The sequence below is a fragment of the Amphibacillus marinus genome (assembly GCF_900110345.1).
In the GTDB taxonomy this organism is placed as follows: Bacteria; Bacillota; Bacilli; order Bacillales; family Amphibacillaceae; genus Amphibacillus_D; species Amphibacillus_D marinus.
On the sequence record NZ_FODJ01000001.1, the window covers coordinates 744,836 to 765,622 of the forward strand.

At 39.5% G+C, this 20,787-nt stretch carries 20 protein-coding genes and 1 riboswitch; of the genes, 13 read left to right on the forward strand and 7 right to left on the reverse strand.

All coding sequences use genetic code 11. The features are described from left to right. Nucleotides 1-9: 9 nt before the first annotated feature. Both BM000_RS03515 and BM000_RS03520 read right to left on the reverse strand, forming a co-directional pair. The gene (locus BM000_RS03515; protein ID WP_091494864.1) at nucleotides 10-2,283 is read right to left on the reverse strand and encodes a glycoside hydrolase family 95 protein; all 2,274 of its coding nucleotides are present in this window, start codon (nucleotides 2,281-2,283) and stop codon (nucleotides 10-12) included. Nucleotides 2,284-2,644: 361 nt separating this feature from the next. Next, a complete protein-coding gene (locus BM000_RS03520) occupies nucleotides 2,645-3,640 on the reverse strand; it encodes a D-2-hydroxyacid dehydrogenase (RefSeq protein WP_091494866.1) in 996 nt (331 codons plus the stop codon). Between the two features lie 222 nt (nucleotides 3,641-3,862). On the opposite strand from BM000_RS03520, the gene BM000_RS03525 reads away from it, so the two are divergent. After that, entirely contained in the window at nucleotides 3,863-5,017 is a 1,155-nt protein-coding gene (locus tag BM000_RS03525) for a DEAD/DEAH box helicase (RefSeq protein ID WP_091494868.1), read from the forward strand. An 11-nt stretch (nucleotides 5,018-5,028) separates the two neighbouring features. Continuing rightward, nucleotides 5,029-5,991: a TRM11 family SAM-dependent methyltransferase gene (locus BM000_RS03530; RefSeq protein WP_091494870.1), complete on the forward strand. Its 963-nt coding sequence runs from the start codon at nucleotides 5,029-5,031 to the stop codon at nucleotides 5,989-5,991. Between the two features lie 535 nt (nucleotides 5,992-6,526). Here the strand turns inward: BM000_RS03530 and BM000_RS03535 are convergent. Together BM000_RS03535 and BM000_RS16725 are read right to left on the reverse strand one after the other, a co-directional pair. Beyond that, nucleotides 6,527-7,516: a tetratricopeptide repeat protein gene (locus tag BM000_RS03535; protein WP_091494872.1), complete on the reverse strand. Its 990-nt coding sequence runs from the start codon at nucleotides 7,514-7,516 to the stop codon at nucleotides 6,527-6,529. A gap of 314 nt (nucleotides 7,517-7,830) precedes the next feature. After that, complete coding sequence (locus BM000_RS16725) at nucleotides 7,831-8,040, reverse strand: SpoIIAA family protein (RefSeq protein ID WP_342708149.1); 210 nt, start codon at nucleotides 8,038-8,040, stop codon at nucleotides 7,831-7,833. A gap of 231 nt (nucleotides 8,041-8,271) precedes the next feature. Between BM000_RS16725 and BM000_RS03545 the strand changes: the two genes are divergently transcribed. From BM000_RS03545 to BM000_RS03565, 5 genes are all read left to right on the forward strand, one after another. Beyond that, complete coding sequence (locus tag BM000_RS03545) at nucleotides 8,272-9,177, forward strand: alpha/beta hydrolase family protein (RefSeq protein WP_177178190.1); 906 nt, start codon at nucleotides 8,272-8,274, stop codon at nucleotides 9,175-9,177. Nucleotides 9,178-9,195: 18 nt separating this feature from the next. Continuing rightward, a complete protein-coding gene (locus BM000_RS03550) occupies nucleotides 9,196-9,579 on the forward strand; it encodes a DUF3887 domain-containing protein (protein WP_177178191.1) in 384 nt (127 codons plus the stop codon). 189 nt (nucleotides 9,580-9,768) lie between these two features. Then, nucleotides 9,769-10,017, forward strand: coding sequence for a hypothetical protein (locus BM000_RS03555; RefSeq protein ID WP_091494880.1), 249 nt, complete (start codon nucleotides 9,769-9,771; stop codon nucleotides 10,015-10,017). Nucleotides 10,018-10,175: 158 nt separating this feature from the next. Further along, entirely contained in the window at nucleotides 10,176-10,469 is a 294-nt protein-coding gene (locus BM000_RS03560; protein WP_091494882.1) for a hypothetical protein, read from the forward strand. Then, nucleotides 10,447-10,917 (forward strand): GNAT family N-acetyltransferase, encoded by a 471-nt coding sequence (locus BM000_RS03565; RefSeq protein WP_091494884.1) that lies wholly within the window; start codon nucleotides 10,447-10,449, stop codon nucleotides 10,915-10,917. Before BM000_RS03560 ends, BM000_RS03565 begins: the two co-directional genes overlap by 23 nt. A gap of 476 nt (nucleotides 10,918-11,393) precedes the next feature. Here BM000_RS03565 and BM000_RS03570 read toward each other — a convergent pair whose 3' ends face one another. Beyond that, a complete protein-coding gene (locus BM000_RS03570; protein ID WP_091494886.1) occupies nucleotides 11,394-12,527 on the reverse strand; it encodes an AAA family ATPase in 1,134 nt (377 codons plus the stop codon). A gap of 309 nt (nucleotides 12,528-12,836) precedes the next feature. Further along, nucleotides 12,837-12,932, reverse strand: a complete 96-nt coding sequence (locus BM000_RS03575; protein ID WP_091494888.1) for a putative holin-like toxin — start codon at nucleotides 12,930-12,932, stop codon at nucleotides 12,837-12,839. A 319-nt stretch (nucleotides 12,933-13,251) separates the two neighbouring features. Further along, nucleotides 13,252-13,354, forward strand: a riboswitch (glycine riboswitch). Between the two features lie 181 nt (nucleotides 13,355-13,535). Here BM000_RS03575 and gcvT point away from each other — a divergent pair. From gcvT to BM000_RS03600, 5 genes are read left to right on the forward strand one after another with little or no spacing between them, the layout of a single operon-like run. Continuing rightward, entirely contained in the window at nucleotides 13,536-14,645 is a 1,110-nt protein-coding gene (gene gcvT / locus BM000_RS03580) for a glycine cleavage system aminomethyltransferase GcvT (RefSeq protein ID WP_091494890.1), read from the forward strand. 24 nt (nucleotides 14,646-14,669) lie between these two features. Continuing rightward, nucleotides 14,670-15,056 (forward strand): glycine cleavage system protein GcvH, encoded by a 387-nt coding sequence (gene gcvH, locus BM000_RS03585; RefSeq protein WP_091494892.1) that lies wholly within the window; start codon nucleotides 14,670-14,672, stop codon nucleotides 15,054-15,056. A gap of 2 nt (nucleotides 15,057-15,058) precedes the next feature. After that, nucleotides 15,059-16,405 (forward strand): aminomethyl-transferring glycine dehydrogenase subunit GcvPA, encoded by a 1,347-nt coding sequence (gene gcvPA, locus BM000_RS03590; RefSeq protein ID WP_091494894.1) that lies wholly within the window; start codon nucleotides 15,059-15,061, stop codon nucleotides 16,403-16,405. Continuing rightward, nucleotides 16,402-17,859, forward strand: a complete 1,458-nt coding sequence (gene gcvPB, locus BM000_RS03595; RefSeq protein ID WP_091494896.1) for an aminomethyl-transferring glycine dehydrogenase subunit GcvPB — start codon at nucleotides 16,402-16,404, stop codon at nucleotides 17,857-17,859. The genes gcvPA and gcvPB overlap by 4 nt, the downstream gene beginning before the upstream one ends. 16 nt (nucleotides 17,860-17,875) lie before the next feature. After that, entirely contained in the window at nucleotides 17,876-18,166 is a 291-nt protein-coding gene (locus BM000_RS03600) for a hypothetical protein (protein ID WP_091494898.1), read from the forward strand. A 198-nt stretch (nucleotides 18,167-18,364) separates the two neighbouring features. Here the strand turns inward: BM000_RS03600 and BM000_RS03605 are convergent, their stop codons facing one another. Next, a complete protein-coding gene (locus BM000_RS03605) occupies nucleotides 18,365-19,015 on the reverse strand; it encodes an SDR family oxidoreductase (protein WP_091494900.1) in 651 nt (216 codons plus the stop codon). 508 nt (nucleotides 19,016-19,523) lie between these two features. Between BM000_RS03605 and BM000_RS03610 the strand changes: the two genes are divergently transcribed. Continuing rightward, nucleotides 19,524-20,696 carry a glycosyltransferase family 4 protein gene (locus tag BM000_RS03610; RefSeq protein WP_091494902.1) on the forward strand — a complete coding sequence of 391 codons (1,173 nt, stop codon included), beginning with the start codon at nucleotides 19,524-19,526 and terminating at the stop codon, nucleotides 20,694-20,696. The last annotated feature ends 91 nt before the right edge of the window (nucleotides 20,697-20,787 follow it).

The window sequence follows — 20,787 nt, forward strand, 5'->3', positions numbered from 1 at the left end:
CGTAGTATGTTACCGTTTGTTGGCGATTAATTGATAGCTCTGCCCTTTGTTAACATTAAAGCTATATAAACCGTTCTTTTTCACTAATGGCCGACCAGCCAATTGCAGCTGTTCATTGTTAAATACACGAATTCGACAAGTGCCTGATACCGTTACAGTAATTGTAATTAACCTTAGGTGATGATCGTGCCACTCCAGGTCAACTTGATAGCCCCCTCGCGCTTTTACTCCCTTAAGATGACCAGTATCCCAAGCTTTTGGCAAAGCTGGTAACAAGCAAAGGATACCACGATGACTTTGGATAAGCATTTCCATAATTCCAGCTATTCCGCCAAAGTTGCCATCAATCTGAAACGGTGGATGGTTATCAAATAAATTGGGTAGGGTTGATTTTTTTAATAGTTCTAGTAAATTGTCATACGCCTGCTCCCCTTCCCCAAGACGGGCCCACATATTAATAATCCACGCTCTACTCCAGCCAGTATGACCGCCACCTTGAGCAAGTCTTCTGTTTAGTGTTACTGTGGCCGCTTCAGCAAGCTCCGGTGTTTCAATTGGATCAATTCGGTTTCCTGGATGCAATGCAAACAAATGTGAAATATGACGATGACCAGGTTCCGCTTCTTCGTAGTCAACCAACCATTCCTGAATTTGCCCATACCTACCAATCTGAATCCCTTGCAGTTTATCACGCAGACTGACTAATTTTTCCCTAAATTGGTGATCATGATTAAGAATAGCACTTGCTTCTATACACCCTGTAAAAAGTGCATCAATAATTTGCGCGTCCATTGCAGGTGCCTCACAAAGCGTTCCTCTCTCTCCACTCGGTAAAATATAGGTGTTTTCAGGTGAAACAGAAGGCGTCGTAATGAGAAAGCCCTGCTGATCCTCGATTAAATAATCGACAAAAAAAAGCGCCGCTTCCTTCATTGTCTCATATGCTTTCAATAAAAAAGCGTAATCTTGTGTAAATTGATAATGCTCCCATAAATGCAAGCATAACCAGCCAGCGCCCATCGGCCAGTAGCTGGCTGGTGCATAAATATCTTGTGGTGCTGTGTCCGCCCAAATATCAGTGTTATGGTGTGCGGTAAAGCCTTGGCAACCATACATTGTTAACGCCGTTTCTCTGCCATTAACACGCATCCGTTCAAGATGATCAAACAATGGCTCATGACATTCAGCTAAATGGCTGACCTCCACTGGCCAATAGTTCATTTGTGTATTGATATTAATGGTGAATTTACTATCCCAAGCAGGTGTCATCTGCTCATTCCAAATTCCTTGTAAATTAGCCGGAAGTGAGCCCGGTCTACTTGAAGCAATCATTAAATATCGGCCAAAGTTATAATAAAGCTCGATAAGTGAAGACTCCTCTTTGCCTTCCTTTAAAAGTGCTAGTTGACGATCCACTGACAGATGACTAGTCTCTTTGTTGCTCAATGAAAATGAGACACGATTAAACAGGCTCTGATAATCAGCTACATGTCCTTCCCTTATCTCTTCATACCCCTTATTACTAACATCGTTTATTATAGCAAGGCAAGCTTGCTGAGGACTACTATGCCTAAATGATGTTGCAGCTGCAAGTAGAATTGTCACCGTATCCGCTTCTTTAACTAACAAACGATTGCCAATTGTCTGAACCTCACCACCCTCAGCAATAATCTTTAATTCAGCATGAAATTGGATTCCACCATTACCACCAGTTTCACCACTCATAAATAAGCTATCTGAACCACTTGGCGCTAATTGGTCTAAACCTCTTGTCCGCTGACGATCTAACGTACATACGAAAGAAATCGCTTTGTTCTGAGACGCCGTTAGGCGCATAACAATTACCTGATCAGGGTAGCTACTAAAAAGTTCACGGTGGTAATCAATCTCATTCGCCTGATAACAAACATGTGCAATCCCAGTCTCTAAGTCTAGCGACCGCTGATAGTTTGTATAGTCCTGACGACTAAATTGAATAAGTAAGTCACCTAATGGCTGATAGTGTCGCTGTGATTCCGGCACACCTGATAAACTAAGCTTGGCTAATTGCTCAGCTTTACTTAGTTCACCTTTGCTTAAGAGTTCCCTAATATTTGGGATATTCTCATACGCAGACGGATTATTGCGATTTCGTGGCCCTCCATACCAAACTGAATCTTCATTTAATTGCAGCTTTTCTTCTGAGACTCCGCCAAAAATCATCGCACCTAATTTCCCATTCCCAATTGGTAAAGCTTCATTCCATTCATTAGCTGGTTGTTGATAGTGTAATTTCGTATGCATAATAATCACCCTACTTTCTCATTTAACCGCTTTCATTTATAATTTACCTTTTATTATCAAGGACATTTACTGGTACTTCAAGTGCATTTTTTTAATTTTTTTTAGTATATTTTAAATAATTTCTTAATTAATTACTAAATTTAGTAAGCTTTTTAAGTAATTATTATTTGAGCAGTAGCTGTTAGCTAGCAGATTTTTTAAAAGAAGACACACCGTTTAAGAAACCATAGCTAGTTCAATGACTACTAAAAAAAGATCTGAAACGAGCACACAAAAAACCTTGAACAATCATTTTTCGGATGGTTGTTCAAGGTTACCTTCCGCATAAAAAACGTTTTACTACGCTAGTTTGATACGAATTTTAATAGCCTTTTTGCTTATTTATTTGATTAATTAACGGCTGACCTGTCAGATAGCGCTCCATATTTTTCGCAAATAAATTCATTATTCTATCCATGTTTTGATTTGAAAAATAGGCTTGATGTGCTGAAACAATGACCTGCTCCATATTCCAGAATGGATGGGTCTTTGGCAATGGTTCTACTTGAAAGACATCCAATGCGGCACCACGAATATGACCATCTATTAATGCATCAACAAGGTCTGCCTCAACAACAGCGTTACCACGACCAACATTAATAACAACAGCTCCTTGCTTTATTTTTTTTATCCGATCAGCATTTAAAAAATTATCTGTTTCTGCTGTAGCAGGTAGAGCAAGCACAACATAATCAGCTTCTGTTAAGACATCGTCGACTTGATCCATACCAACAATGGTATCTGCATAGTTATCGGATACAACCGTTGGATGACGGCGACACCCGGTAATATTCATTCCAAAGGCTTTACATCGCTTTGCTATTTCATAACCAATCTGACCATAGCCGATAATACAGACGTTGGCCTGCGCTAAATCATTAACTGGAACTTTTCCCCATACGTTAGTCTGTTGATTAGTAATTAAAGCAGGAATGTTCTTACTGAAACCAAGCATCATCGCTAAAGTATGCTCAGCTATTGGCACTGATGTGCAACCTTTCGTATTGGTTATCATTAGATCTTGCTGAATGGTTCGCTCATTTAGTAGTGCATCCAGTCCAACACTAACCGATTGAACCCAACGCACATTTGGTGCCAAATCTAGTATTGATAAATCATCAATTAAACCCAAAGTAAAGACAACTTCACATTGTGACAGATCGACACTTGGAATTGGCTCTTTTTCGCCTATATGCCACGGTTCAAAAATGGCTAACTTACTCTTGGTAGCCAAGTAATTACGGTATTGTTCAGGAATGCTTGTGCGAAAATAAATAGAGGGCCATTCTTTAGTCGCCTTTGTCAGAGCACCATGCATTTAAATTCCCCCCCAACGTTTTATGTTAGCTCATATTAAAATGATATATTATTTAACAACAAAAACAATTTTATTGTTAGATAATTTAACGCCCTTTTCCTTCCAAAAACTACTTTACTTATCTTTTTTAAGAAATTGCTCTCCTAGCAAGTTGACGTATTCAGCCTTTGGCATTACTCTGAATAGAGATAGATGAAATACAGACATATAAGGAGCATAAAAATGAGTAATTTACAACCACTAAACGAAGTCATACCTGACCTAAAACCGTTCCTGCACACCGCGTGGGATAAATCAGCGTTTAAAAAACTAACGACCATTCAACTATATACCACCCGCTTAATTCTTGAAGGTAAAGATATCATAGCCGAGTCACCAACTGGTAGTGGTAAAACACTAGCTTACCTATTGCCCCTATTGCAGCAAATTAAGCCAGATCAAAAAAACACACAAGTAGTCATCTTAGCTTCTTCACACGAACTCGTGATGCAAATTCATCAACATGTTCAGGATTGGTCCAAGCAAAGTGAGATCGGTAGTGCAACGCTAATTGGCGGTGCTAACGTCAAACGCCAAATTGAAAAGTTAAAAAAGAAACCACAGCTTGTCATTGGCACACCAGGCAGAATTAATGAGCTTATTAGTCAGAAGAAATTAAAGATGCATCAAGTTAAGACAATTGTATTGGATGAAGCGGACCAACTGTTAGTATCCGAACATCTCGCTATAATTGAAGGAATTGTGAAGAGCACCATGAAAGATCGACAAGTGCTCGTCTTCTCGGCGACACTGCCTGATCCAGTACAAAAAACAGCTGCAAGAATCATGAACAGCCCTGAGGTTATTCAAGTAGGTAACGAAGAAGATGATCGACCAAATGTAACTTATCTGTACCTTGTTTGTGAAGCACGAGATAAAATTGACTGGTTACGGAAATTGATACGTAATCAAGAGATGAAAGCATTGGTATTTGTTAAAGACATTACTACCCTTTCGGTATTGGCAGAGAAACTTGATTACATGGGTATCCGCGCAGGTGTTTTACACAGTGACGCCAATAAACAAGAGCGTGCTAAAGCAATGAAAGCATTCCGGGACGGTGAATCAGAATTGTTACTCGCTTCAGACGTTGCTGCAAGAGGGTTAGATATTCCAAATTTATCACATGTCATTCATATGGACCTACCTAACGAAAAAACACAATTTGTTCATCGATCTGGCAGAACGGGACGATTGGGGGCTGAATCAGGTACAGTTATTGCAATTGTGACCGAGATTGAAGAGCGACAGCTACAGAAGTTTAGTCGACAGTTAGGCCTAACTGTCGTAAAGGGAACCATACGAAAAGGTCAGTTTATTAATAATGAAGAAAGGTAAATACACCATACATGACTGAACTTTACCCACAAGCAACTGAATACTTATACACCTACACACATGCTCTGGAAGAAAGCTCACTCTGTGCATTAGAGCAAAGAGCTCTCTTTGGACTAGAATCAGATAACATTATAAGAAGCAAGCTTAGCATCGATCCAAGCAGAAGCCCTTTTATAAAAGGAAAACTATCGATTCTTTTCTCTGGAACATCTGTTCCAGAAATTGCTGGACAAGTTGATCAAATCGATCTTAGGGATCAAACCTTTAAAGTGCGTTTTATAAAAATTAATGATCTTTCTAAGGAACAAAAAATAGCATTTGTCGATCAGCGCATGATTGAAAAGGAAATTGGCTGGCGGATCATCGGAACGGCAAAGATGAAAGATCCTGACATACTTTTTGGAATTGTACCATTTGAAGGTCGATGGTATTTCGGCACTTACCAAGAAAGCAAACCGATCTGGCATCATCATGTAATAAAACCGCAAGAATACTCGACGGCAATCAGCACACGTTTGGCACGAGCTGTTGTCAATATTGCCGTTCCAAATCCTTCTGGCCTCCGCATCATTGATCCTTGCTGCGGAATAGGCACAGTGCTTGTTGAAGCACTATCGATGGGCATCAATATTGTCGGCTCTGACCGCAATCCATTAGTAGTGAACGGATCAAGAGAAAATATCGCTTATTTCAACTATAATGGAATAGTGGAAGTAAAGGATATCGCTGATGAAGAAAGCTATTATGATGTCGCCATTATCGATATGCCATACAACCTCTACTCCCAAGCTACAACTGAAGAACAGGTCGCTATCATCAAACATGCTAAGAGAATAGCAAATAAGGCAGTTATCATTACCATCGAAAACATGGATAACGAAATTGCGCAAGCTGGTTTTATAATAACCGATCGATGCGTTGCTAATAAAGGGAAAAAGGGGCTGTTTTCTAGACAGGTCATTGTTTGTGAATGAACGCAAGCGGTAGTGATCTCTAAAAGTTGGAGGTTTATTATCCAGCTGGCTGATTGCTTTAATTAGCTTGTAGGAATTGATGGTTTTCCAGTAAAGGGAATCTTCAATCAGCGGGGTTTTCTTTAGCCCCACTGATTGTTAGTTCCACAGGCATGCACCAAAAAGCATGAGTTAAGTGCACCCTCAAAAAAATTAGATTCTGAACAAACCAGGCTATTACTGGCTGTTAATCCGCACTTAGCAGACTTAGTTTCGTTCTAATGCTTGAAGTCAATTAATTTACGATAAGTATTCACAATCCGCTCAATCACCTTATTGCTTAAGCAACAACGCGGCAATCTTTTCCCTACTATAGCAATTTTAACGTTTAGTCTATTACATGAAGGCAAGCGCACGATAAGCGAATGCATTGCTCAGCACGACCAACACAACTCTTATGGTTAAAGAATAGTGCTGCAACAATGGCATTAGCACCCACTATGAGTAGCTGTCCTTTATTATTACTATAACCATCAACTTGTCCTTAAGTGTGGCGTTAAAATTCTTCCAACTTCTGCTTTGCTTGCTCATCACCTTTAACAGCAGCTTTCTTATACCAATATTTCGCTTTCTTTATGTTAACATGGGTTCCGATCCCAGACTCATAGCAAACACCCAAATTAAATTCTCCGTAAGCATCACCCTGATCAGCAGCCAGTTGGTACCAAGCTATTGCTTCATCGCCTCGCCCATCTTCCACCGCCTCATGCCCTAAGCGATTTGCTGCAAACACATCACCACAAAGAGCAGATTCAGTAAACCAGCGCTTGGATTCTACCATGTCCACTTCTGTCCCAACAGCATTTTCATACATATGACCAAGTGTATACATTGCTTCAGGTACGCCCTTACCAGCAGCTAGCTTAAAAAGTTCTAAAGCTCTCCCCTCATCCTGCTCGACAAACTCCCCACGCAAATACATATCGGCATAGTTATTTAGAGCATCACCATGCTCATGTTCAGCAGCCTCTTTATAATAAAAAAAAGCTTTTTCCAAATTACGCTTGATAACCTTCCCAACAAAGTATGCATTGCCTAGCCAATACTGCGCTTCGGCACTACCAAGATCGGCCACTACTTTAAACCAGTCAAAGGCCCAATCATCACGCTCAATTGCTTGATAAAAATAAGCCAGTTTGAGCTGGGCAGCTACGTTACCTTGCATGGCTTGATGATACAGAGCAATACCTTCCTCTGTTGTACTGCTATACATTTGTGCGCATTTATTTGAAGGGTTGGTGATTTCAATGAATAGAAATTTCAAATCACGCATAATAATTGGTTTGTATTCCTCGCAAAAAGTAGTTAAACTCGTCAATTGATTGTACAAGATATGAATATCGTCAGGAAGATTACTGGCCGCGGGAACGCAACCCTTGATAATTAAGGTAAGCTCTTTAAGAAAATAATCACAGCTATGTATATTTGCTAGACGCTCAGCTACCTTCTGATAACCCTTTTCACTTAATTCCTGTTGCCATTCCATTTGAAGGACACCTTTCTGTAACCAATTGTAATATTGTCGCTTTCTTTTATTTTGTAAACTACATAACCATTTCCTTTAGTACTAAACTCCTAAGGGTATGTAAAGTAAGCTACCTGATAGCATATTTATCTTTATTATATTATAAAAACCTAGATAATCTACAAATATAACTTCAAAATAATATTACGCTGATCACTGGATCTCACCTTTAAGAACTAAATATTTTAAAGAAGCATAAGCTGGCTTGATGTAAAGAAAGTAACGACCTTACCAAATGGTGTCGTTACTTTTATCTATTTATCCTGCTATTAAATTCAGAGCAACCACTGTCTTGCCGCCTCTTCATCTTCAAGTTCAAACGTCTTTACTTCAACATCTGATAACGGACCGTCTATTTTTTCTACTATCTTAGCTATTTTCAGATTACTAACAACCCCATAGCGATCGACTTTTTCAGCATGATCCTTAACCACAAATCCTGTCCAATTAATAAATAACTTATTAAACGCCTTACAATCGGACAAGTTTATCCATATACAACCAAATTCGCATATGGATATCCTTCCCTTTACTAAAAGTGTAAGGTAAACTTATACATGTGAATTATGTTTTCTTAAGGCAACACATCGAAGTCAATATTAATTTGCGGGGAGGTCGCATTCATTATCAAAATCATAGATGTTTTGTTTTATTTCACCTTAGTAATCATGTTAACGGCTTGCTCAAATGCTAATTTTGTTGAGGAATCCATTACATTGGCTGAGGATAGTGACTTCCCATTAGCAGGAACACTTAGTATTCCTGCCGAGCAAGATATCCCTGTTCCGGCCGTAGTTCTAGTCCATGGCTCCGGTCCAAGTGATCGTAATCAAGCTGTCTTTGGCTATCAAATTTTTAAAGATCTCGCTCATGGCCTTGCTGAGCAAGGCATTGCAACGCTTCGCTATGACAAGCGAACCTATAGCTATCCTAGTGAGTTTGATTTAGAACAGTTCACCATTATGGACGAATCAATTGAGGATACCTTAAGTGCAATTTCTCTATTAGAAAATGATGATCGGATTAATTCGGACGCCATTTATCTAATTGGACACAGTCAGGGGGCGATGATTGCACCTCGCATTTACTCACTCCAGCCAAATTTGGCGGGGCTTATCCTATTAGCTGGTTCACCTCGCTCACTTTGGAAAATTATTTATGATCAGAACATGGCTGTACTAGCAGATCTAGACTCAGAAAGTATTCATTATCAAACAAATAAGACGTTTGTGGAGGCAGAATTTGAGCGGGCCAAACAGCTTACATCGCAAAGTTTCGCAGAAGTTTATGGTCAAACCATTTTTGGCATACCCGCTTTTTACCTTAAAGAACTTGATAGCTTTGATACCAAAGAAGCCCTATTACAAATTGATATTCCGCTACTCATTATGCAAGGAGAACAAGATTTTCAGGTTACTGTTAATAAAGATTACCAGGCGTATCAAGACCTGCTCAACAATAACCTGTTCGCTACGTTTATGCTCTACTCTAATTTAAATCATTTTTTCGTCGATTATCAGGGTGATAAACAAGGTACTGTTGAAGAGTATATGGTTGAGGCAGAGATGGACGCACAGGTTATTGATGACATTGCCAATTGGTTACTCAAGCAAGAAAACTAATTTAAAGGAGATTAAATGATGAAAAAACTGTTTTTAACTCTTGTATTGATAACATTGACTAGCATATTAATAGGTTGTCAATCTAATGAAAATGAAGATGAACATGAAGTAATTGAACGAGCAGAGGGGTTTATTAACAGTCTTAATGAAGGCAGTTATGAGGATGCTGCTGCCCAATTAAATGATGAAATGGCTGACGCTCTAACACCAGCTATTCTAGCGGAACTATGGCAGCAACTCACAGTAGAATTTGGTGACTTTAAAGGACACAGTTTTGAAGAAACGACTGAGGATCAAGGACATACCATTGTTTTTCTAGCAGGAGAATTTGAACGGACTTCCATTAGGTTTCAGCTGACCTTTGATCAAGACCAGCAAATTGCAGGATTCTTTATTCTGTAAAAGATCAACTATAGGCTTAAATTGTTACTAACTAGAGCAATTTTAAGCATATCATCCCTAGATTATTCTAATAGTAAATAACTATTAATTATTCGCCGAAAAGTTACTCTATGCATATTTAAGTCATAACTCTCATGTGATACAATTTATTATGGATTAAATATTAGTATTTACGTAACCGAGGGGGAGATGACGATTTCATTCGAGATGGCACCAAAAGGGGAAACCTGTCGGCTCGTTGCAACGTCAAAGCATGCAGAAAATGTTCATTTAACCATTTTACACAGGGAGCAAGGCTTTCTCTATTTTGACCTTGCTGAATTAACGGATCAATCAGATGATATTCAAGCTTATATTCACGACATTGAGTCTAACATATTAGCTGGAAGGTATCAGATGGAACTTGTTGAAATGAATGATGAAGAAATTTGTTGTTAAATCTCTTAGCACCTAATCAAATCTGATTAGGTGCTACTTTTATTTTAAGTGAAATTGTAAGATGAAATGCCAACACTTAAAATAGCTTAAGTAAACGAGTTAGCTAGAAAGAGCAGGACTAATTCTATGACTCTTATATTACTGCGAGGAGAAAAGTTATGATCGTTAAAATGCCTAAAAAAAATTATTATAAAATCAAAAGAATGTTGGTTAGTCCGCAAGAAAAAAATGAAAATGTATTAAATGCAGTTATTAGCGGTATGAATCAAGGCGTAGTATATGTTGATCAAATAGAGGAGCCTCGTACTGCAATCGTATACGCAGTAGGATTGGAATACTTTCTGCTCGGTGATCCAGAGAATGAGTCGTTTAACAGCCACCTAGGTGATTTGATTTCTGTGCAATTAAAGCAAGAAAGTCTGGAATTATGTGGATTACTGCGTCTATTTTGAATTGAATACTGTTCGTTTTAATAAATGTTTGAAGCAACCCTTTCATATACTTGATGAAGATTTGACCATGATAAAAATCACTAAGGAATTAATTAATTCTGATGTGGATTTAGAAGAAGAATTAACTGAATATTGGCCCTCCCTCGAATCCTTTGATCAATTCGGATTAGGATATGCTATTTTAAAAAATGAGAAGGTTATAAGTGCATGTTACTCATGTTGTGTTAACGGAGACCGCCATGAAATTTATATAGCAACATTTGATCAAAACGTACGAAATCGTGGTTTGGCAACGATATTAGGACAACAATACATAAAGGAATGCTTGGAAAAAGGGTTTGGTGTGTATTGGACAACTGATGAATCGAATGAGGCATCCAAAAGAGTGGCCGAAAAAATAGGCTTTGACTATTCACATCGTGTGACATCAATTGAATTTGCATTTTAATCAATCCTTGAGTTTGATTGTAAATCTAACGTAATATCTAAGTTTTTTAGTTTCTAAAAAAAATGATGACAATGAGCTTATATAAGCTGCCCTTTGTGCATTCAAGCGAAAAGAGCCGATGCATTTTTGGTCAGGAAGTACTGTACGTGCTGAAGAAATAACGGATATCCCCTCTTATAACCGTGCGAATGGTTTAATGCGGCAATTTACAGCATTCTTATGGCTATGACTGGTACCTTATCTCTATAAAATTTTATAATAGGGCCTATTGCATTAGTACCTTTATGTTTACGCGGCATTGTTATCTTAATCATTATCTACAATCGAATTTATGGCAAGTATAGAGGCTCATAAATGCTTATAATATTAATGCTAGAACAATGTCCACAACATATCGCTAGAATAAGGATTTAAAAAGCCAAGCCAATAGACATTATGACAACATCTACCACCTTGGCGTTGAAAAAACCAGACTGCTATGGTAATTCAATTTGATAATTATCTAAAATGTAGTTCTTTACGACTTTCCTAGCTTCAGTATATCGGGCATAAAACCCTTCTTTATCATAGCTCGCTTGCTGGTCAAAGGAAGGGTTTAGCATAATCACCTTATCCTCCCAACCTTGGTAAGTAATCTCCGCCATCATCAAATCATGCATTTCTTGTCGTGTTTCTTCATCGGCATGTGACATGTCCCGAAATTGATCATCAACATATTTGGTGACAGGCGGGATGACAATGATGATATCCCACTTCTCCTTCTCAGCTAAGAGGTCATAAAAAGGGATTAACTTTTCGTGATCCTCGCCAGGTAAATATTTTTTACTATAGCACTTGGTTACCGCTACATCGGTATCTGCAAAAAACATACCATTATTAGATGGGCTCATAATTGTTTTTTTATTATTATCAAATTGGCCACTGGCAATGTAGTGAAAATCATTGGCGACGAGCTCTTCATCTCTTACATTGGACTCTTCCTCATAGGTACGGGCGTACTCATCGGTATACGGACTACCAAAGCTCCGCGCAATATCTCGAACCAGTGTCGTCTTACCGGTAGACGCACTTCCCATCACTAAGATATTAATTGAAAAGTGCCTTCTAAAGGTTCGGACAATGTAGTCCCAATACTTTAATGGGTTACTGCGGATCATCGAGGCTGAAATTGGTAAACTGCTACGATCTAACAGGACAATCTGATCATTTGTCCGTTTATCAAGCTCCTCCTTATACTCAGGTTCACCGACATACCACGTTACGCGTTCGGGCACTTCTTCTGTTGCTGAGTCCTTAAGCTGATTCATCTTAACCAGCCACTCCGCCCAGCCGTGTGGATAGCGCTTAATTTGACTTTCATCTAGCTGAGCAACGTAGATGTTCTCATCTTCAGCAAATAATTCCCTTATGTATCTAAACCGCTTAGTCCGATTCAAGCCGATTGCATCACCACGATCCCCTGTATAGCCACTTACAACAACTAAACAAGCATCGTTTTCTCTTTTTGCCCGCATAATATTGTTGTAGTGTCCTAAATGCATCGGTGCAAAGGTGCCAAAGATAACACCAAGCGATTTACCTGTTAATTTACTTTTATATAAATTCCCCAAATTACTCACTCCATTGTATCTATCAAATATGATCTATTATACACGATATTGTTCGATTTTTCACGAAATGTCAGATAAATCCACCGTTACAGATTAACCATTTTTATTAAATTACAGATTAAATGTACAAAATAAATATACGTCATGACTTATCGAACACATTTATGTTATAATAAAATCATAAATGACGATAATAAATAACGCGTAGCGATCACTACGCGTTATCGATAAGCGGTTCCCCCAGAGGGATCGGCTATCACGTTGGGTGATAGACCTCTCCTAATTACTTTTCAGGGCAAATAGGGAGGTCTATTTTTTATTGATCATTGATATGACCAAAGCGAGCAATGCAATCAAGAAGGTACCAAACCCTAACAGTACCATTATACTTTCGTACATACTCATAGGCCTCACCCCCTTCCATTCTCGGGGATTAGCCGACCTTACCCTAAAAGAACATTATCTATTCCTATTATAACACACCTCACACGAACAAACATTCTCTTTCTTTAATTTATTATCCTTACGCTTATCCAACTCTAAAACCGAACATTAAGATAATTTTTTTAAAAATTACCTCATTAATAACTATTTCATTCCTTTTTTCAAAACAAAACAAAGACATTGTTCGTTTTTCGCTTGAAAAATTGTTAAAAAAAATAACATAGCTATAGCATTTCTCTTAAAACAATAGTAACATGTTAACTAAGTATAAATAGTGCGGATGATTATTATGGGAGAGCGTATGTTGCATACCACCGAAGGAGCAAGTTCATAAAAGATCCCTTATGAATTAATCTCTCAGGTAACCGAACCATAATAGGACGAATCTCTGGAGAGCGCATGCTGATGCCACCAAAGGGGAGCTTTTTATTTTTTTAAAAAGCGAAAACTCTCAGGTAAAGAGGACAGAGAAGGGCTGTAGTTAAGTGCCCTTCTCTGTCCTTTTTTCTGTTATCTAGAGACTTACGAGCAAGGGTTCGATTAATTTAGGAGGTGCTAGAGTAGATGAGTCAGGATGCTTTAAAGCGAACACCACTTTTCCCGTTATATGAGCAATATGGTGCAAAGGTAATTAATTTTGGTGGCTGGGCTTTGCCAGTCCATTTTTCAAGTATTATCGATGAACATCAGGCGGTAAGAGGAGCGGCAGGTCTATTTGATGTCTCGCACATGGGTGAGTTTTTGATTGAAGGACATCAGGCAGAGTCATTTCTTAATTATTTGCTTACCAATGATGTAACAAAAATTTCAATTAATCAAGCTCAGTACACAGCGATGTGTTATCCCGACGGCGGGACGGTTGATGACCTCCTTGTTTATAAATTGGCAGATGATCGCTTTTTACTGGTCGTTAACGCAGCCAATATTGAGAAAGATTTTAATTGGGTAGCAGAACACGCTTCAAGATTTGCAGGGCTAAGCATTTCTAATATTTCCGATCAAATGGCGCAATTAGCTATTCAAGGGCCACAGGCAGAGCAAATTTTGCAGCAACTGACTAAAACAGATTTAAGTCAAATTAAAGGATTTCATTTCCTTCAGGAGATAGAAATTGCTAATATTTCTGATATCCTCGTCTCTAGAACCGGTTATACGGGTGAGGATGGCTTTGAACTCTATCTTGCAAACAGTGAGGCACCTAAGTTGTGGCAGGCACTTTTAGCTGCTAATGATGCGATAATGGCATGTGGCCTTGGTGCTCGTGATACCTTGCGATTTGAAGCACGTTTAGCCCTTTACGGTCAAGAGCTATCTGACAAGATTTCACCACTTGAAGCTGGGATTAGCTTTACGGTTAAGCTTAACAAGCCAGCTGACTTTATTGGTAAAACCGCTCTTGCTGAACAAAAAGCTGCTGGGCTTAAGCGCAAGTTAGTTGGCGTTGAACTACTTGGACGGGGAATTCCTCGCCATGATTATCGTGTTTTAACAGCGGAAGGTACTGAAATTGGCGTTATTACGTCAGGCACCCATTCCCCCTCACTAAAAAAACACTTAGGGCTAGCACTTATTAATACTGACTACAGTGAGGTAGGAACGACCGTTTACATTGAGATTCGAAACAAACTGGTTGAGGCTAAAATTGTAAAAACTCCATTTTTAACAAAAAAATAAGCAAAAAGGAAAGGGCGTTATCTTATGACCAAAACTATTAAATTTACGATCAAACATGAATGGATTGTTCCATTAACAGATAATCGAGCACGAATTGGCATTACGGATTTTGCTCAGCAGGAGCTTGGCGATATTGTTTACGTTGAAAATGCTGAGGTTGACGATAAAGTGAATGCTGGCGATTCATTAGGCGTTATTGAGTCAGTAAAGGCCGCTTCCGACTTCTATGCGCCAATCTCAGGAACGATTGTAAAGGTAAATGAGAGCTTAGAGGATGAACCTGAGAAGATAAACAGCGACCCCTATGAAGCAGGTTGGTTAGTTGAAATCGAATTTACTGATCCAAGTGAGTTAGAGCAGCTATTAGATGAAGCAGCCTATCAAAACCTAATTGCTGAAGGAGAAGAATAACCATGACTGCTCGCTTCCGCTACCTGCCAGATACAATTGAAGATCAGCAAGCAATGCTTGACTTCTTAAAGATGGATTCACTTGATGACTTATATGCAGATTTACCAAAATCAATTCGATTGACTGAGCCTTTAACAATTCCAGCGGCGCTACCCGAGTCACTACTTGTTAAAAAAATGCATCAGCTAGCTGGACGTAATATTAATGCTAATCAATACAGCTACTTCCTTGGTGCAGGTACTTACGATCATTTTATTCCAAGTGTGGTTAATCACGTTATCTCACGCTCTGAATTTTATACTGCCTATACACCATACCAACCGGAAATTAGCCAAGGTGAATTGCAGGCTATCTTTGAATTTCAGACAATGGTGTGTGAGCTAACTGGTATGGATGTTGCTAACTCATCAATGTATGATGGCTTCACCGCTGTTGCTGAAGCAGCAGCACTCGCGGTAACCTCAACAAAGCGGCCCAAGGTAATCGTTGCTGAAACTGTCCACCCAGAAACACGTGCCATTCTTGCTACCAACGCAGAGGGACTTGAATATACTGTCAACACTGCTGAAAGAACAGGCGATATTACTAGCTTAACTTGTCTAGCTGAGCAAACAGATGAGCAGACAGCAGCTATTATTGTACAGTATCCTAACTTCTTGGGATCGATTGAGGATTTAGCCGAGATAAAAAAGATTGCTCAGGATAACGGCGCCCTCTTTATTGTTAGTGCAAATCCGCTTGCATTAGCAGTTCTTCAAGCACCTGGTAAGCTAGGTGCTGACATCGTTGTTGGCGATATGCAGCCCTTAGGCATTCCGATGTCCTTTGGTGGTCCACATTGCGGTTACTTTGCAGCAACGAAGAAGTTAATGCGGAAGATTCCCGGAAGAATTGTCGGCCAATCCAATGATGCTGACGGTAAGCGTGGCTTTACCCTAGCCCTTCAGGCGCGGGAACAGCACATTCGACGTGAAAGGGCATCCTCAAATATCTGCTCGAATCAAGCGTTAAATGCACTTGCCTCAGCTGTTTGTATGTCCGCCTTGGGCAAAAAGGGCATTCAACAAATGGCTAAGCTTAATATTGAGAAGGCAGATTATCTGGCCAATCAGCTTAGGGAAAAGGGCTTTCCTATTCATAATCAGTCAGCGTTTTTTAATGAGTTTGTCGTTGAGCTACCTGTTTCAACCAAGGACGCTAATCAAGCACTATTTGAAGCAGGCTTTATTGGCGGGTTTGACTTATCAGGAATCTATTCTTTAGACACACACATGCTAATTGCTGTCACTGAGCAACGTACTAAAGAAGAGATTGATCAATTTGTAGCTGTATTGGGGGCATTATCATGACAACGTACAATAAAATGATTTTTGAGGTCAGTCAACCAGGACGGATTGGCGTTGACCTGCCAACAAGTGATGTTGATCCAGTGACCTTAACAGATAAATTTCCAAGTCATTTACTCAGAGACAGTGAAGCCGAGCTCCCTGAGGTTTCAGAGCTTCAACTTATGCGTCACTATACAGCTCTATCAAATAAGAATTATGGTGTCGATAGTGGTTTTTATCCGTTAGGATCATGTACAATGAAGTACAATCCAAAGGTAAATGAAGACATAGCTCGTTTAGATGGCATTAGTCGCATTCATCCTTATCAGCCTGAAGAAACAGTTCAAGGTGCGCTTCAGCTTTTATATGAACTACAAGCAGACTTAGCCGAAATTACTGGTATGGATGAAGTCAGTCTCCAGCCCTCTGCTGGTGCGCAAGGCGAATGGACCGGATTGATGATTGCCAAGCACTACCATAAGCAAAATGGCCAAAATCGAACAAAGGTGTTAGTACCCGATTCTGCCCATGGGACAAATCCAGCAACGGCAGCTATTGCTGGATTTGAAACAGTTACAATTCCATCAAATGAAGCTGGTTTAGTCGATCTTGCTGAACTTAAACAGCATGTTAATGAAGAAACAGCCGCTTTAATGCTTACAAACCCAAATACACTTGGTTTATTTGAGAAGGATATTGTTGAGATTGCTCAGGTTGTCCACGAAGCTGGTGGTTTACTTTATTACGATGGGGCTAACGCCAACGCCATTCTTGGAAGAACAACACCAGGGAAAATGGGCTTTGATATTGTCCATTTAAATCTGCATAAAACATTTACCACACCACATGGTGGCGGTGGACCAGGTGCAGGTCCTGTTGGCGTTACCAAGGAGCTTGCACCATATCTACCGATTCCGCGAGTTGAGAAAAACGGTGACCAATACACGTTAAATACGAGTGAGAAGCTTTCAATTGGACGAGTAAAGGGCTATTATGGCAATTTTGGTATCCTAGCAAGAGCATACACGTATATTCGCACAATGGGGCCAGACGGCTTGTACCAAGTGTCGGAATCAGCCGTGCTTCATGCCAATTACTTAAAGAAACGCTTAGAACCTTATTATGCAACACCGTACCCACAGGTTTGTAAGCATGAATTTGTCTTGTCCGGCTCAAAGCAGAAAAAGCTTGGTGTGCGTACATTAGATATTGCCAAGCGCTTACTTGACTTTGGCTATCATCCGCCAACCATCTACTTCCCGTTAAATGTAGAAGAAGGCCTGATGATTGAACCAACCGAAACAGAAACAAAAGAAACATTAGACGCCTTTGCCGATACGATGATTGCAATTGCCAAAGAGGTTGAAAACGACCCGCAAATGGTATTAAATGCACCACATACCACGGTAATTGGTCGCTTAGATGAAACAAAGGCTTCTCGAAAACCGATCTTACGTTATACTAAAGAGGACTAGCTAAGGAGGAGATAAGGTGAATATATTATTGACAAAACCAGCACTTAACCAGTTAAAAATGATGCACTTTTCAGATTCGTATCTGCCTAGAATTGATGCACAGATTTCCGGTGGCTGTGGCATGGGTGTCCGTTATCTATTCACCTTTGATCAGCCAAGAAAGATTGATACCACCGTAACCATTGACAATATTCCGATTCAGATTGATTATACAACAAAACGCTATCTTGAAGATGAACAGGTCACGATTGACTATCGCGATTGTTTCGAAGTGATTACAGCGCTTGATATTGGTGATTACTGCTAGTCTGAAGTGGCTAATTCATTAATTTTTCTGACGTAAGCATTAATCTGGAGGGCGGTAATCGTTTCCTCGTTGACGCAAACAGCACTTGCGTTAATATGGAAAACGGTTATCAATCCCACGTTAACGCCAACACAAATACTATTTAAAAAGCACGTTAGCATCATGGTTACCATGAACTAACGTGCTCTTCTATTTAATTTAAATTGACTGAATTGCTTCGGCAATTGGTGTTGTTCCACCAACGACCTGAAATTCCTTGCCTATTGTACTGTCCTGCTTAAGCGTTTCTAAAATAACAAGAGCAATATCCTCGCGCGCAACTTCTCCCACCTCTACAGTGTTTGCCAAGGTCACTTGTCCTGTTCCTTCATCATTTGTAAGCATTCCTGGATGAATGATGGTATGGTCGAGATTAGTAGCACGTAACCACTCATCTGCATAATGCTTTGCCACGACGTAAGGGGCAAATGACTCTGGCGCTTCCTGAATAGCTGTTCGCGTCGTGTCAAATGAGCTAATCATGATATAGCGCTGTACTCCTGCTACTTTAGCTGCTTCAATCGTTTTAACAGCCCCGTCCAGATCAACCATAATTGTTTTATCCTTACCTGTCTTTGGTCCTGATCCAGCTGTAAATACAATCGCATCTACATCGTTAGCTGCCGCAGCAATTTGCTCTATTTCACCCTCTAGATCAACGAGCACTGTCTCAGCGCCCAGATTATTAAAATATGCGGCTTGCTCCTCTTTGCGAATCATTGCTTTGGCATGAATACTTTCCGTCTCTTGCATTAATTTCACTAAATGCTTGCCAATTTGTCCATTTGCACCAATGATTAAAACCTTCATGTCTCTTAAACATCCTCTCTTCCTTTTTATAGCTACTAGTGACATCTATAACCATTCTATAGGCTACTCAAACATCCAAGCACTAATTAAGGGTTAAATTAAGAAAAACATCTACTTATGAACATTTTAAACTACGTCACTGCTCCTGAGCAACATAAGTAGGCCATTGATAATAACTACAGAAAATCTATTGGCCAGTTGTTCATTGTCAGGGAAAATCGTTAACCCTCCCCTACTCCTGACCACGCATCTCATTAAATATCATTGAACGCAGATATTTTAGATGAATACTTTTATTAAAGCAGATTATTACGATCCGGGCTATGAAGAGCCTGCTTCTTATGTTTATGATGAATGATAGCAACTAATGTTTTGATTATTTTCGCAAAAAAATAGTGCTTCTTTTCAGTAAAAGTTTTCAATACCTTAACTCTAGCTTAATACCTGCTCAAAGAACGACTGTTATAGTAAAAGTAGCATTAAATCAGTCATGAAAAGGAGTGCTGTTATGAAAATCGCTATTTTTACTGATACTTTTGCACCTGAAGTTAATGGTGTCGCTGTAACATTGGAGCGCTACCTCACCTACTTAAAACGAAAAGGTATTAGCTATCGCCTGTTTGCACCATCTTCTGCTAAAGCTATCAGCACGGAGCCTGATGTGCAGCGCCTTACTAGTATTCCATTTTTACTTTATCGCAATTGTCGATTTACGCTTCCTATCTACCCACACATAAAGAAAGAGCTAGATAAATTTAGACCAGATCTCATTCATATTGTCACACCATTTAACCTTGGCTTAATTGGCTTACATTATGGTAAAAGCCAAAATATTCCGATCGTTGCCTCCTATCATACCCATTTTGATCATTACTTAGATTATTATCGACTAAGCTATTTTAAAAAATGGCTACAAAAGTATTTAGCATGGTTTCATCAACCCATTAGGCGGATTTATGTTCCCTCAGTGGAGACAAAGATGAAATTAACGGCCCAACAGTTCCATCCGCAAATTGAAGTTTGGAGCCGTGGTGTTGATCATATTTACTTCACACCAAAAAAACGGCATCAAACCTTTATTAGAGAAAAATATCAAATAACCGCTGAGACCATACTCTTATATGTCGGGCGCATTGCGCCAGAAAAAGAGATTGAGATTGTATTAAAGACGTTTGCCGCACTGCCAGATCAGGTTAGACAACATACACATTTAATCATTGCTGGAGATGGTCCACTCCTCTCTCCTTTATCCAAGAAAAAAAAGAAAAATGTGACCTGGACTGGTTTCGTTAAAGGAGAGGCATTAGCAACCTTGTATGCATCAAGTGACATCTTTCTCTTTCCCTCATCAAGTGAGACCTTTGGTAATGTCGTGTTAGAAGCCATGGCATCGGGGTTACCGATTATTGGAGCGAACAGTGGCGGGGTTAAGAACCTTGTTCAAGATGGGGTTAACGGCTTCCTATGCGATGCAAAGCAAGTTGAGCAGTTTACCAACAAAACGCTAATGTTAATTGAAAAGAAGTTACTACGTGCAGCAATGGCACAGTCAGCTCGAAACTTTGCTAAAGCTCAATCGTGGGATACTATTTTTAACAACTTAATTAATAGTCTATATGATATTCAGTTTAACAGCAGGATTCGTGAGCTACACCCTATCCCAGATAGAATCATGACCTAATCGTTTGTCGATGCTATTAGGTAAGTCAATTACTTTGACAATCTCACTTCTAAATGATACGATCACTTAAATTTAGTGAAAAACGAGGAGT